Origin of the sequence: Xenorhabdus sp. KK7.4 (assembly GCF_963876465.1) — a bacterium.
GTDB classification, from domain to species: Bacteria; Pseudomonadota; Gammaproteobacteria; order Enterobacterales; family Enterobacteriaceae; genus Xenorhabdus; species Xenorhabdus stockiae.
In genome coordinates this window covers 115,055-129,897 of record NZ_CAWNQF010000100.1, presented here as the reverse complement: position 1 = coordinate 129,897, position 14,843 = coordinate 115,055, and the positions used below count along the sequence as shown (strand labels likewise).

Genomic DNA, 14,843 nt, shown 5'->3' with positions numbered 1-14,843 from the left:
ACTATCCTCTAAAACTGACTGGTAAGGCTGAGCTTAAAGGTTCTGCCCGGTGCCGGTATCATTGAGCGCGTGAGTGGATCAAGATAATAGCGGTTAGTTAAGTTTGTGCCAGTCAGTTCCATTGATATCGCTGGGGTGATCTGGTAGCTGACATAAGCATCAACGGTAAAGACGGAGTTCCAGCGCATCGGGTTGTTGGATTGCCCTTTGTAAATATCCGGTAAGGCATTCATCAACCATTTTTCATCTTTGTTTTCTGCACCACTGTGATAGAGCATCCTGCTACCCAGCTCCAGTTTTTCATCAAACAGGCGTCCACCGATATTCAGATTAGCGGTATATTTCGGCTGAATGGAAGTACGCAAGTAACCGCCCGGAAAACCACCATCAATACATTCAGGAATGCCATAACGATTCTGGGAATCCATTCTTGCAACGGAGTTATGGTCGCAAACCTTGTTTTTCATGTTGTAGACTAAACCCATATCGGTAAAGAAGCTGCCGTTGTCGTAGCGAGCCTGCAATTCTAAACCTGCCAGTTTTTGTTTATCTAATTGGGCGAAATTATAGGTATTATCCCTGTCGAACACATTTTCAATAACAGTATTGTAATAGGAGAGTTTGACATCAGCATTACGCTCAGCATTCACTAACTGACTGAAATCATAAACTAAACCTGTTTCTATGGTTTTAGCTCGCTCGGGTTTAAATTTCAAACCGATGTAATTTTCTTTAACGCCAGAAAAACCGACTGTATCTTCAAAAATACTGGGCATTTTGACTGCTTCGGCATAACGGGTATAGACGCGGAGATTGTCAGTGATAAAAGCAGTAGCAGAGAGTGTCGGAGCCCATGCGTGAGATTTACGTTTTGGGGCTGGTTCCCAGAGATCGTCAACATAGGGGGTTCTTATGCTATTGGCGTTAACGCCCATTCCGTATTCATATTTATAGGTTTCTTGACCACTGGTTGGATTAATAACCTTTTCATTCATATCCAGTTGTCCATTGAAGTAAGGATTATCATCTTTATTGAGCTTGCCGTTATTCGAATCGTAAAGCCAAGTGAATTTTTCCTGAGCCATCCAATGCCTTTGCCCATTACGTGTTAGGATTTTTTGTGGGTTTATTTTAAAGTATTCATGGAATAACTTGCGGCGTTCTTGTCTCTCTTCTTTACTCATTGGAAAGTTCCGCTTTTCATGCATTTTCTGGATTATGTAAGCTTCTTTTTCGGTAGGTGTTCTCCAATAACTCATTGCATGTCCGATTATTTCTCCCCCTTCTTGATAAAGTCCATCTTTTGCAGCGCGTCGTTCAGTGAGGAAATCATCTTTGGACCAATAGGAAACACGTTTAGCTCCGGCACTGAGTGCCAGCCATGAAGCAGGGCGCCAGTCAAAGTTAAAAGCGAGATTAATTTCCTGTCGCTGTCCTTTTCTTGCTGGAGACTGGAAAAGGTACATATTTTGGGAATTGTATTTATCATTGGAATCCAGATGCTCATGCTGGAAATTTCCCATGAGAGTCAGGTCCAGATTACGGGTTAGCTCAAATTTATTGGAGATATCTACACCCCAACGATTATTTTGAGAATTGGTGAGAGCTGTATTGATTAAGGTTCCATCAATATAGGCGTTTTTACCACTTTTTCCGTTCTCCCAAAGATAGTCTCTGGCAATAGGGCTGCGGGGATATCCACCTGCAGTATTGGTATTACTTGTTGTACGCGTTGTCCATAAATTCATATCGAAATCGATATAGGATTTTTCGGCAGGATGCCATTTATAAGTCAGGTTGGCTGCTTGTTGGCGAACATTAGCCAGTGGCCATTGAGGAACACTATTTTCGTCAGCAAGCACCATTGCCAGCCTTGAAGGCATAATATCGCCGAACTCCATATGAGTATTGCGGAAAGCGAGTTGCAGTGCCTGGTCATCGGTAAAGTACCAGGTGTTTTTGATTAACACTGATTGCATCTCGCTGGAAGTATTGGGAACTTCATTACCGGGGCGATAAATGCGTGCTGCAAAAGGGAGGTAAGGATCTAAACTTGTACGTGCTCCGGTCATCAGTTTCTTATCGGCTTCGGTAATTGAAGCATCATAACGATGTGCCCCCCCCTTACCGGCAAAATAGTTACCTTGCCGGCGATAAGCATAAGCTAGCATCAAGTCAAAATATTCTTGCCGTGTACCTACCGCAATACGGAAGGCATTATCTTTGAACCCAAACAGTTTATTGTCTTTTGAGGAATGCGGAGTGATTCTTAATGCCGAATCGGTTTCAACGTCATTTTGGATAAAATTGGGAATATCACGATAGTCCTGCCCTAATGACAGTGACGGTTTTCTTTCCCTAACTGAATTACTGCTGGTTTCCAGTTTGGTATTAATGCCAAATGTTTCACCTTCCGGCACGACATCATCAATATTGAGTGTTTTGATGGAGACAGCACCACCAACAGAGCCTTTCACCCTGCGATTCAGGGAAGGCCCTTTCTCAATTTCAATGCTGCTGATTAAGTTAGGATCAATATAATTGCGATTATTAGCACCGTTATAGCCACGTCCAACGGTAATCGCCTGTTCCGTTCCATCAATTGTGACGGGAATACGTCCCTGCCCCTGAATGCCACGAATATTGATATCCAGAGCACCGCTATTGCGGGCATCACCGCTGTAAACACCAACTGCCCCTTTAATGACATCAGCAGGGGATGCGCCTTTGTAGCGCTCTATCTCCTTTTTGCCGATATAAATATTGGAGATATCTTTGTCATAAACCGCATCATAACCGGCTTCATCTTTATCTCTGTTATCTGTCACCCGGATTTTACCTAAATCAGCTTTGCCATCTGACGTCGTTGTGGCCGGTTTGGATTCAGCAAACAAAGGAGGGGCTGCCAGTGAAAATGCCAGTGACAGAGCCATTGTGATGGGAGTTAGTCCGGTTTTAATTTGATATGCCATTGATATTTCTTGCCTCAGTTATCATCGCACAAATAAAAAATCATCAGATTTTGATTAAAAAAACTTTTCCAGCCTGAGCAGTACTTCGTTTTTGTTATAGCTGTACATCCAATCCACATTGCTGTGATTGCGTCGGTGGCGGAAAGTCATTGAAGGAGTCATACCTAATATTTCAGCGGCAGGAATTTTGATAGTTGCCGTGTAGATTTGCTCCATATCATGACGCTTAGCATTCAGCATCGGGCTATAAGCGCCAAAGCGCCGATCACGTAAAATGGCGGATAGTGAGCCGTTAATACCGTGATAGATCTGTGTGCCGACTCCTGCCCGGACTCCCCATTGCTGATAGCGGTCAACGGAGTATTGGTTGTTACCGCGATAAGTCCAGTCTCCACCACCAAACAGAGTAAATTCTTTGCTGATGGCGTGGGATATACTAAGAAAAGAAGAGGTCAATTCACCGTCTTTTCTGCGGTAATTGTGTTGATGGCGCAACAGTTTATGCTCAAGTTCAATATTGAGGGCAGTTTGATTAGTCATTCCCCATTGCCATTCTGTTTTGATCCCAGCGGCATGGTAGAAGCGATCACCAGCAAGTTGTTTATATTCAAACAACGGGCTAAAGGAAATATCGTGGTTTCTGTTTTTATAGCTGTAGCCACTGGATAGCTGGAGAGTATTTTCATTCCCATCCTGATAATTACGGTAGTTTTCACCATAAATCAGCCCACGGATAGCAATGCCGTGATGACCATAAAGTTGATGTCTTTGACTTAATGTGGCGTCATAGAACATGCCCCATGCTTTGACAGCTTTTGATACTTGACGCTGGTTAATGCATTTATTTGCTTTGAATCGTAGACAAACAGGCTCCTGATCAGGGGACAGGTTCACATTATCGTTGTAGGAGTAACTCACAGAGAATGAGCCCCGCCAGCTATTTCTCAGCTCTATTGCTGCAAGATAACTGTTGATGTTCTTCAAAACTGATTTTGGTACTTGTTTTTTTTCACTCAGTTCTGAAAAAAGACGTTCAGCTTCCCGATTTTTATAATCTTCAAAATAGACTCGGGCCAGTTCTACTTGAACGCGTGGAAAATCCGGCTGTTGGCTAAGAATTTGTTGGTAATGATAAGTGGCCAGAGCTAAATTACCATCAAAGCGAGCGAGTCCGCCCTGAGCGAAATTCACTAATAAGACATCATGCTCTGATAATTTTTTATAAGCTGTGAGAAAACGTCTTACATCTGGCCATTGCTGGTGATTTATTGCAAGAAATAGCGCCAAACTAACATTGTCCAGATTATTCTCTACCTGAAATTTTTTCCCATCAATGACAATCAACGCAGCATTATTCTCAGCAAAAATAGGGTCAGGTGTAATCAGCTTTTTTTCATTTTCCTGTTGATGATGTTGTGCTGCTTGCCAGATTTCGTGTGAAGTATCTTCATTGGCATATATTGGTAATGAGATGAAAAAAACTATCAATACCATTAATAATATCGGTGTTTTTCTATTATCAGACATCGAAAAATCAGCTCACAAAATCCATGTTATTAGAAATAAAAACAGAGAACAGTGCTAAAAAGTTGGCACTGTTCTCTGAAAAATTAGTAATTACTGTTTAGAGCCGCCAAAAGAGGTATCTTTGGAGCTGTCACCATCAAATTTTGCATAACCAGCCAGACTTGATGCATTGTCACCAAAGAAGTGACCGTGAGTTTCACCTTCAAGGCTTCCTGTTGTAGCAAGACCTACAAATTGCGCATCGGATTTGATTTGAGCATCAATGCCAATTTCCATTGTGTTGTTTGCCATTGAACCAACCAGTGTTTTCTCACCAAAGTCTGCGGTAAACGTACCGGACAGCGCATTATTTCCGCTGTATTGGTTAATACCGGTCACCGTATAGGTTGCTGTGCCATCGGTTGGAATATTGGTGGTAATATCCTTGCCTGCATAATAGACGGTATGAGTTGGGTCATCAGCGTTACCAGTCTGAGACCATTCACCAAAGTAAACTTCTTCATTGGCAACTTTACTGAAATGGAATACTCCCATTCCACCGTGAGTGCCCGGAGCACCAGCCATTGAGATATTGTGAATTCCATTACTGTCAGCAGGTGCCATGCGGGTCAGGCCAGCAAAGCCAGTGATTTGACCACCATAAACGGAACTAATGCCGATACCCGGTTCACCACCTTTGCCACCGTGTGGACCTTTACCGGGTTGAGTTGGGCCAACCTCAACGTATGTTGGTGAACTTACCTGACTCTGACCAAATCCTACTGCTGCGTGAGCCTGTGCCATAAATCCCAAAACGCCTAAAGCGGCGACTAATACCTTAACTTTTTTCATCATTATCCTCATTTAGAGTGGGGGATCCCTCGTTACCCAATCATAAAAATGGCCTGATTTATTGCGCGGGAGGAATGTACATTCTTCAAATGGTAATGTAAATGATAATTATTTTTATTTGATGTTGATTTTGTTGGGGTTTTAATCAGTAATTAACTCAATTATTTGTATTTTAATGATTTTAATTTTTGTTAAGAAGAAGTGGAATTCTGTGATTTTTCTGAAAATGTGATGGGATTAAACCTAATGGTCTACTGTTATTGTGTTATTAACAGTGCGTTTTGACTGAGGAAAAGGCATTTATTTCACTCAGTCAATCTATTAATTTTTTGTATGTATTATTTTGATTGTAATAATTATTTAAATGAAAAGTACTTTCACTGGAACAAATTGTTTTAATTAATCCATTAACCGCTGAGAATGCGTATACACCGTTGCACGCCCCGGTTTACAGAAACCGACTAGCGTCAGATTACATTTTTCTGCTACTTCGATTGCGAGTGAAGTAGCAGCAGAAACGGCAAATAATATTTCCACGCCACAATTGGCAGATTTCTGCACCATTTCATAACTGGCACGGCTGGAAACCAAAACAGCGCCTTGTTGCCAGTCTGTTTTTGAACGCATTCCCAATAGCTTATCTAAAGCAACATGGCGGCCAACGTCTTCACATCCACCAAGTAAATTTCCTTCCGAGTCAATCCAGCCAGCTGCATGGGTACAGCCAGTCAATGAACCGATGTCTTGCAGGAGAGGCAATTGTGCAAGCGCCTGATCCAGATAAGCCAATGAAAAAGTTTGTGTAAAAGGCAGTGGAGTGATGGGGCGGAAGATTTCTGATATTTGCTCAGTGCCACAAATACCGCAACCGGTTCGGCCTGCCATACTGCGTCGGCGTTCTTTCAGTTCAGCGAAACGGCGGCTGGAGAGTTCGATATTGACTTCAATACCGCCGTGGCAGCCGGAAGCTATATCAATCCCGCGAATTTCCTGTGGAGAAGTGATAATCCCTTCAGATAGGGAGAAGCCAATTGCGAAATGTTCGAGGTCTTTTGGACTTGCCATCATGACGACATGGGAAATGCCGTTGTAGACTAAGGCAACCGGTACTTCTTCAGCTACCCAGTCCAGCTTAGGGGTGTGTAAGTGATTTTTTTGTTGTACATAGATGCGGGTAGTGCCACTGACAGCTTGCTGATTTTCTGGCTTTTTTTTATCCATCTGGCTAATTCTCAATCGGCTTCACTTTTCATTTCATTGCCAAGTTTACATTATTTATCCGTAAATAAAAAAAGCATGTTCCAGTGATTAAAATAAATACAGGTTTTTTATATTTTATTTGATATCTATCTATATTAGAAAATAATCTTCATTGACATAAATTATATTCTTATTTGAGTTATAAATGTTGATTTAAATATTTTGTCTTTTATTTTTCCTTTTATTATTTTTTTGTGTGTTTTTAATGTGTTGTTTCTGATTGTTTTTATAATAATTATATTGTTTCTTTTGATAATTGTTATATATGCTTTTAGGTCGTGATGATACAGTCTAGAATGTTTTTATTGTTTATATTTGATGTTTTTTATTAATGAATGAAATTTAAATTACCCTCCTTAATAATAAATTATTTTATCTTTCAGTTATCACATTAAATATTCGTTTAAAGGGTAGTTGTCGCCGTGTCAGACACGTCTTCTTTCTATTAATGAAAGGTGATTTAAGTGAATATATTAGATAAAAATCTAGGTATTACAAAATTAATCTCACAACCTCAAGTGAATGAAAGTGAAAAAGACTGGCATCATACTGTTCTCAGTGATATAGGGGTTCGACTTGATCATGTTGATTTTCCTTGTGTCTTCTCAAAGAGAGCATTCAAAAAAAAGTTATTAAAATTTATCTTCGTAGAGAATGCAGAGAAGAGTGGCATTCAGCATTTAGCTGAAGGGCTTAAAGATTATGTTGAACTTTCGCAGAATTGGAATGGCGATTTAAATACAGCATACCCGCTGATTGTTGCGTTCTCACAAGAAGCAATAAGAGTTCAGTCTATTAGTGATTATCACGCTTTTGGCTGGGACGTTTTGCAGAAATTACATGAAATAGATCCCGAACCCTGGCCGGAAAGTATTAATAAAAATCCCGATTCTTCAGCCTGGTGCATGTGTTTTAACGGTATGCAGCTATTCTGCAATATGAGCAGCCCGGCGAACCAGTCACGTAGAAGCAGGAATCTTGGTGAGCATTTTATTATGGTCATCAACCCACGTGAGCGATTCGATATCGTTGCCGGTAATACTCCGGGTGGTCGTAAGATCCGTGAAAATATCCGTAATCGCATTGATAAATATGATGATGTTCCCCGTTCATTGCAGCTTGGTTCTTATGGTACAGAAGCACTTGAATGGCAGCAGTATGGCCTTCTGGATGAAAATGTGAAGAGAGAAGGTAAGTGCCCGTTTATGTTCAGGAAAAAATGAAGTCAGTATATTTTTTATGAGTTATGACCGAAGGTTAACCTGAAATTTTTTATTGATAATAATGAAAAGGAAACTGTTCCATGATTGATCTTATCGTTTCTCAGGGTCGCATAGCTGATAGGGCAGCACGCATGATAGAAGGCGCTGCTCGTACCGCTGAGGCGTTAAAAAAACACTATGGTATTCAGGGGTATTTTATTGGAAAGAGCGCGCCTCCTGAGAACGATGACTGGAGTGTTAGTCTTCCTCAAGCCCGTGAAACGCTTGTTGAATTGCGTCAGGCAATTGAAGCGAGTATTAAGGGAAAAAACCGGACGTTTATGCTCGCTAATACCTGTTCTGCGAGTCTTGCTTCATTACCTATTGTCGCGCGGGAGCATCCGGAAGCGGTAGTGCTTTGGATTGATGCACATGGTGATTTCAACACACCGGAGACAACAGAGTCAGGTTACCTCGGTGGTATGGTACTTGCTGCTGCCTGCGGCCTCTGGGATAGCGGGCACGGTTCTGGTTTACGTCCTGAACAAATTATTCTGGTTGGTGCCCGTGATATAGATCCACCTGAGCGTGAAATTTTGCAAAAGCAGGGTGTTCGGATAATTCCACCAGCAGAGGCAACACCTGAAAATGTTCTGAAAGCCATTAATGGCGCGCCGGTCTGGATCCATATCGACTGGGATGTTCTTGAACCCGGCTTTTTACCTGCGGATTATTCAGTGCCGGATGGCATGTTGCCATCGCAAATTCAGGCAATATTTGAAGCAATGCCTTTGGAACAGCTTTTGGGAGTCGAACTGGCAGAATTTAATGCTTCGACTGATGAAGAAAAGAACGAAAAAGCGCTTTCAATTATTCTCGATATTGTTGCTCCTGTATTTGAAACCGCAGCAAAAGTGAAATAACAGGAGACGATTTTCTTATGCCTCTCTACAACAGTATTCTTGAGACAATTGGCCGTACGCCTATCGTTAAATTAAATCGTATGGCTCCCGGCCATGCCACGGTATATGTGAAGGTGGAGTCTTTCAATCCCGGCGGATCGGTAAAGGACAGGCTTGCTCTTTCCGTTATCCTTGATGCAGAAGCAAAAGGGCTACTGAAACCCGGCGATACAATTTGTGAATGTACTTCCGGTAATGTTGGCATTGCTTTAGCAATGGTGGCGGCTGCCCGTGGCTACAAATTCGTGGCGGTGATGTCGGATTGTTATTCGGTAGAACGCCGTAAATTAATACGTATGTATGGCGGGAAAGTTATTCTCTTCCCCGGTCATGAAGGGAGTAGTGGTGGAAACCGTCTAGCCGATAAGCTTGCGGCAAAACATGGCTGGTTTCGTGCTAACCAATTCCAAAACCCTGCCAATCCGGCTTATCACCGTGAAACAACAGCAGCAGAAATTCTCAGTGATTTTGCCGGAAAACGGCTGGATTATTTTGTCACGGGTTTTGGTACCAGCGGTACTCTGACCGGAGTCGGTCAGATGTTAAAACTGGCGCGGCCTGACGTAAATATTATTGCTACTGAACCTGAAAATGCCGCTGTGCTGGCGGGTAATTCTTGGAATTTACATCAAATTCAGGGTCTGGCACCGGATTTTATCCCTGACATACTCGATAAAAGCGTTATTGATAAGCTACTGACCGTGGATGAGATATCGGCGCGTGATACAGCCCGTCGCCTCGCTAGGGAAGAAGGCATATTTGTGGGTATTTCCGCAGGGGCGACTTTGGCAACAGCACTTCGTGTTGCTGAAAGTGCACCAGAAAATTCGGTATTACTCGCAATGCTGCCTGATACGGGGGAACGTTATCTTTCCACGTTTTTGTTCGAAGGGATGAATGAAGGATCAGATGATGAGTGGCTGGCATCTCTGTAATCATTTTTGAGGACATTTGATCTGATGGAAATTGTTTAATGAATACAGTTGCATTGATTACTGATGAAGCCAGCTTGCCAGAAGATTATGATATGCCGTTGTTACTCGATGCTTGTCGCACTATCGGGCTGAGCACTGAGATATGTTCATGGCAGGACCAGACTATTGATTGGTCACGTTTTGATGCGGTGCTTTTGCGTTCTCCGTGGAGCTACGTCGATCATTTACCTGAATTTCTGGTCTGGTGTGAACGTATTAGTGTTTTAACAGAACTGCTGAATCCCTTGCCAGTAGTGCGCTGGAATCTTGATAAGTTTTATCTGGCTGATCTCGCGGCGCACGGTGTGCCGGTTGTACCTAGCAGGTTTATTAGCCCCGGTATGAATATCTTACGGAACCTGCGGGCATTTCTTGCTGAGCATACGGAAGCTGACGAAATTGTGATAAAGCCTACTGTAGGAGCTTATTCGAAGGATATTCAGCGCTATACACGACAGCAGGAGGATAAGGCTGTCGAGCACATCACTTATCTGATAGAAAAAGGTTGTCACGTAATATTGCAGCCCTATCTGGCTTCAATCGATAGTGAGGGCGAGACTGACCTGACCTACTTCGACGGTGTTTATAGCCATGCTATCCGTAAAGGTGCTTTGCTTATGTCCGATGGCACAGTGAATTTCCCATTACAGGAATTTCGCAAGGCGCGAGTGGCAGATGAAGATGAACGTGCAGTTGCTTCACTTGCCCTTGATACCGCTGTTCGGCATATGGGGCTTGATCATGCTTTGCTTTACGGACGTGTGGATCTTGTGCGGGATAAAGGTGGTAAGCCGATTGTACTGGAAATAGAAATATGTGAGCCTTCGCTGAACCTGCCCTTTGCTGAGGGTGGGGCGATGCGATTTGCACAGGCTCTGGCTGATCGACTGATAAAATATTCTGCTTAACGGAATAATACCCCTGAGAAGTAAAAGTTTGCTTCTCAGGGGGACAAATTTAGCCCTGATAATCCAGATAACTGAATAAGGCTCCAAGTTTATGGTTGGCCTCTTGTTTATCAAAAGGCTCTAGTGGCTGATGCGGATCCAGTCCCAGTAATTCTAGGTATTCTGCTTCTTCTTCCGTCAGCAGTTTCTTTTTTCTCAACTTGAGTACATTGTTCCACTGCCAGATACCGCCGGAGTCTTCAATCGGGCATGTCCCGTTTCCTGCGGTGACTTTAGGTTGAATGATGTCTTTTTCCAGAACTTTTTCTACTGTGATCTGATGATCCCAGCAGTCACCAAAGTCATATTGGTAGTGAAGCTCACTCCCGACATCACGTAAAAATAGACCGAGACAGACCTGATCATAATTTTCTTCCGGGATCATTATTCCGCCGACCTCAAAACAGAACAGGTGTGCATCTTCCCATCCCATAGCAGCCTGTATCACATCATGCACTTCACTCAGCGTCATCTGGTTACTGAGATGAACCCGGCGCCAGACTGCTGGGCTTGCTTCATCTAAGCTGATTTTAACCACCAGCCCCTGAGGAAGTATTGAGTCTGAGGTATCAGTCAGCCCCATAGCAAAGAGCTGGAAACTGGCTTCTGACAGGTTGTCGAATAAGCCAAACCTTTTACGATTGATGGCAGGGTCGTAAAGCGCGTGAGCCAAATCCAGATATTCATTGGTCAGGCAGCGCTCTTCTGATGAGAGCTTATATTTCTCGATAGCAGCCGAGTAGGTCAGTCGTCCGGCAAAGATGTCTTTGTTGGCATAATAGTAGAGTTTCAGTAAATCTCTGGGTTTTTTCGCTTTCAGTAGATACTCTTCAGGTGGCAGCCAAGTCATCATGAGCGATGATTGCACATTGTGACCGTAATTGGCGTAACCGAGACGGCTATTTTCCTGTCGCTTAGGATTGACCTCATAACTCAGTTTCTGGCTCCATTGCTCAAGATCAAACGCTTCTGGCTGCGTCCAGTCGATGGGAAGTTGGGCTATCCAATACAGTGAATAGAGGTCGAGTGGTGTGTTCTTATTTTGCTGAACGGAAAGGATCCAGGGCAATATCTGTTTTAGCCAGTCCGGAGAAACCGGAGTGAAGTTGATATCGCTGCTTAACTGTTCTAACAACTCAGGAATGGGTTGGTCAGGATCGATATTCAGCATGCTCTCTCTGATGCCTGATTTAAAATCGAGCATCATACTTAGCTGATATTCCTGATTATTCAGCATGACTTTCATCATCATACTGGCACAGTCATTGCCATCCACCTCAGAAGCGTATATTTCATATATTTCAGCGGCTGCCCGTGCTTTATGGTGTGCCATAGCGCGTTTTTTCCATCGCTTCATATAAGACTTCACTGAAGGATGTCGGTTGAAATGGGCACACAGGTTCACAAGCTGCAAATAGGATAAATTTTTCCAGGCCGAAGAAGGGCATTGATCCAGCATTTCAGCACTGGCAAGCGCAATAGATTCTTCAAAATATTGCGTCAGCAGAAGCAAAGCATCAATACCCCATGGATATTGAACGACTTCCGTCAGAATATAAGGCAGTACTTCAGGTGGTGCGACAGAAAAACCACTTTCAAAAACCTCAATGAATTCGATACTGGATTTCAGGTTAAACTCATTAATCAGTTGCCTGATTTTCTGCGGTTTTTGCGGGAAAGGGGTAACATTAGTCTCATCAGGATACTCAGACTTTTCCATCAGCTGTGCAAGATCCGTCCTGATATGAAACTGATATCGCTTCAGGATTGAGATACATAACAGGACATTCTTGTGATTAAGCTCGAAGTTTTCTTTGCAATACTCCAAAACTAATCCAACAGCCTGCTCAAATTGTTCTTTGGTTCCCTTCGGGGAATGAATCGCGACTAACTCTAGTTCTGCGATGGCAACATCAAGCCAGTCTTTAACGGCACCCCTGATATCATCCATCGTTTCTTCAGGGAGTGTTATCACCAGAGTGATCAACATAAAGACATTCTCTGGCTCGGAAAACCAACGTGTTTGCTGAGGGGTTAGCTGCTGTTTCTGCTCAGGCTTTTTGGCGTATTCTTCTATTGCAGAGGATAATGTTTCAGGTGTTATTTTCATCACTAAGCTCTTTAACTATTGAGGGGTGAACTAAAAGAGTGATCATGATTACTGTCAAATCCACCCTTCTGTTTTTTATGAACATGAATAATCTAGATTGTAAACTCAGAATTAGCGGGATTTCATGCTGATGATACCTGTTATTGTTGTCTTAATCGCGCATTTATTCAGTGAATGGATAAGCTGGTAGCTGATTATTATTAACTTATTGATCAATTTACTAAAGATAAAATGGCAGATGTAAATTCTCACCAAAACTCAGTCTTATCATCTGAACGATAAATTCACTCTGGAGTGAGTGGCTTCATTTTATTTGTAGTATGTTGAAAAACTTGTGCTACTTTCATCTACTGATGTTAAACCGGTCTTATACACTCATACATGGAACTCAAGAGTATGAATAAAAAAATAATTTCAGGATGCTATTTTGGACTATTGTTGGTTGCATCCTTGCTGTTAGTGTTTGAAAAAAGCAGTGATATCTATCCTGCACTGATTTCTGTTGGGGTATTCAGCATTCTTTTTGGCCTGACATTTCTGCTTTCAGCGCGCTGGTTATTTTCCGTGGTGTTTACCGGAACTCTTTTCATTATCATCAAATTCCTCAACCAGATAAAAGTTCATTACTACAAAGATCAACTGATGTTTTCTGATTTGAATATTATGCTTGATCCTTCAAATCAGGAAACATTACATCATTATTGGCTGGCAGGTCTGGCTGTTGCAGCTATGCTGGTCTGGCTAATCTTCAATATGTTCCTGAGCTGGAAAAGTGCAAAGCCAGTTCCGGGTATCAAGTGGCGTGGATTAAGCGTGGTACTGGTTGCTGTCGGGGTCTGGGATGTCAATATGACCGTCAGTGCTTACCATAATGAATGGCAGGCAGAGTTGCCAAAAGGGCGCGGAACGATGACTAATATGGTCATGTCAGCCCGGGATGCACAATATCAGCCTCCCCAATTTGGAGTATCAGCTGATTATTTTTTGCAGCAGGCAAAAAATGTCTCCCTGCTTGAAGCACAGTCAGAAATAAAACCTGATGTGGTGGTGTTATTACAGGAATCTACGGTCGACCCACATATTTATCAATTACCAACAGGTACCCGATTACCTAATCTCTTTATGTTCGGGCATGATGCCGATGTGAGCGCGCAAGGTTTGCTGCGGGTGCAAACTTTTGGGGGTGGAACGTGGTTATCAGAATTCTCTGTTCTGACGGGACTGGATACAGATGATTTTGGCTCACGTAAAAATGGCGTGTTTTATTTTGTGGTTGATCATTTGCAAAACAGCCTGTTCCGTACGATGAAAGATAATGGTTATTACACCGTTGTACTGACTCCATTCAATAAATCGGCTTATCATGCCGGGCATGCTTACCAGACACTGGGTGTTGACCGCATTATTCAGCCACAAGAGCTGGGTTATCCGGCAAGTATGGATGAGAATTTGTGGAAAATCAGCACACAGGATATGTTGTCTTATGTGAAAACTATTCTGGCTAAGGAAACGGATAAACCCATCTTTATTTATTCTCTGACCATGTATGAACACGGGCCTTATGAAGAGAGCCATAGCGATGATTATGGGCTGGCAGGCAAATTGGATAATTCATCCGCTGTCGGAAAATTCAGTCATTATATGGAAAAAATCATAGCATCAGACCCATCGATCAGAGAATTCAGTGAGTTTGTGGCTAAACGTGACAAACCGACCATTTTTCTCACATTCGGTGATCATCAGCCAAATATCCATTTTAACGATTACGCTTCTACCCTTTCTGATCCGGCACATCTGACGCAATTTACCATGAGGGATAACCTGAAACAGGGAGCACCGATAACGACCGGTAAACTGACCGATATCTCTTTTCTCGGTGGTATGATTTTGGAAAGAGCACGGTTGAGCGTTCCCGCTTTCTATCAGGCAAATATGACCATGCGTCATTTGTGTGGGGGGGAGCTTAACGACTGTCAGGATAAGGCGCTGGTAGAAAGCTATAAGCATTATATTTACCAGCAGTTATCTGTGGCGGGTAAGGAGTAACCACTGTATGGC

The 14,843-nt window shown here is 42.7% G+C and carries 10 protein-coding genes; 5 read left to right on the top strand and 5 right to left on the bottom strand.

Features of this window, described 5'->3' with window-relative positions; translation table 11 throughout:
- Positions 1–8: 8 nt before the first annotated feature.
- The 4 genes from AACS90_RS17825 to fdhD all read right to left on the bottom strand — a co-directional run bounded on the left by AACS90_RS17825 (position 9) and on the right by fdhD (position 6,551).
- On the bottom strand, positions 9–2,972 hold the full coding sequence (locus AACS90_RS17825) for a TonB-dependent receptor domain-containing protein (RefSeq protein ID WP_099120990.1): 2,964 nt from the start codon (positions 2,970–2,972) through the stop codon (positions 9–11).
- Between the two features lie 54 nt (positions 2,973–3,026).
- Complete coding sequence (locus AACS90_RS17820; RefSeq protein ID WP_099120989.1) at positions 3,027–4,499, bottom strand: porin family protein; 1,473 nt, start codon at positions 4,497–4,499, stop codon at positions 3,027–3,029.
- Positions 4,500–4,589: 90 nt separating this feature from the next.
- Positions 4,590–5,333 carry a Slam-dependent surface lipoprotein gene (locus AACS90_RS17815; RefSeq protein ID WP_241538188.1) on the bottom strand — a complete coding sequence of 248 codons (744 nt, stop codon included), beginning with the start codon at positions 5,331–5,333 and terminating at the stop codon, positions 4,590–4,592.
- 396 nt (positions 5,334–5,729) lie between these two features.
- On the bottom strand, positions 5,730–6,551 hold the full coding sequence (gene fdhD, locus AACS90_RS17810; RefSeq protein WP_099120985.1) for a formate dehydrogenase accessory sulfurtransferase FdhD: 822 nt from the start codon (positions 6,549–6,551) through the stop codon (positions 5,730–5,732).
- Positions 6,552–7,054: 503 nt separating this feature from the next.
- On the opposite strand from fdhD, the gene AACS90_RS17805 reads away from it, so the two are divergent.
- From AACS90_RS17805 to AACS90_RS17790, 4 genes are all read left to right on the top strand, one after another.
- On the top strand, positions 7,055–7,813 hold the full coding sequence (locus tag AACS90_RS17805; protein ID WP_206601833.1) for a YqcI/YcgG family protein: 759 nt from the start codon (positions 7,055–7,057) through the stop codon (positions 7,811–7,813).
- An 80-nt stretch (positions 7,814–7,893) separates the two neighbouring features.
- Positions 7,894–8,715 (top strand): arginase family protein, encoded by an 822-nt coding sequence (locus AACS90_RS17800; RefSeq protein WP_099120984.1) that lies wholly within the window; start codon positions 7,894–7,896, stop codon positions 8,713–8,715.
- 17 nt (positions 8,716–8,732) lie between these two features.
- The gene (gene cysK, locus AACS90_RS17795) at positions 8,733–9,689 is read left to right on the top strand and encodes a cysteine synthase A (protein ID WP_099120982.1); all 957 of its coding nucleotides are present in this window, start codon (positions 8,733–8,735) and stop codon (positions 9,687–9,689) included.
- Positions 9,690–9,727: 38 nt separating this feature from the next.
- Entirely contained in the window at positions 9,728–10,636 is a 909-nt protein-coding gene (locus AACS90_RS17790) for an ATP-grasp domain-containing protein (RefSeq protein WP_099120980.1), read from the top strand.
- Positions 10,637–10,685: 49 nt separating this feature from the next.
- Here AACS90_RS17790 and AACS90_RS17785 read toward each other — a convergent pair whose 3' ends face one another.
- A complete protein-coding gene (locus AACS90_RS17785; RefSeq protein ID WP_099120978.1) occupies positions 10,686–12,785 on the bottom strand; it encodes a plasmid pRiA4b ORF-3 family protein in 2,100 nt (699 codons plus the stop codon).
- A gap of 396 nt (positions 12,786–13,181) precedes the next feature.
- Here AACS90_RS17785 and AACS90_RS17780 point away from each other — a divergent pair, with 396 nt between their 5' ends.
- Positions 13,182–14,831, top strand: coding sequence for an LTA synthase family protein (locus AACS90_RS17780; RefSeq protein ID WP_099120976.1), 1,650 nt, complete (start codon positions 13,182–13,184; stop codon positions 14,829–14,831).
- The last annotated feature ends 12 nt before the right edge of the window (positions 14,832–14,843 follow it).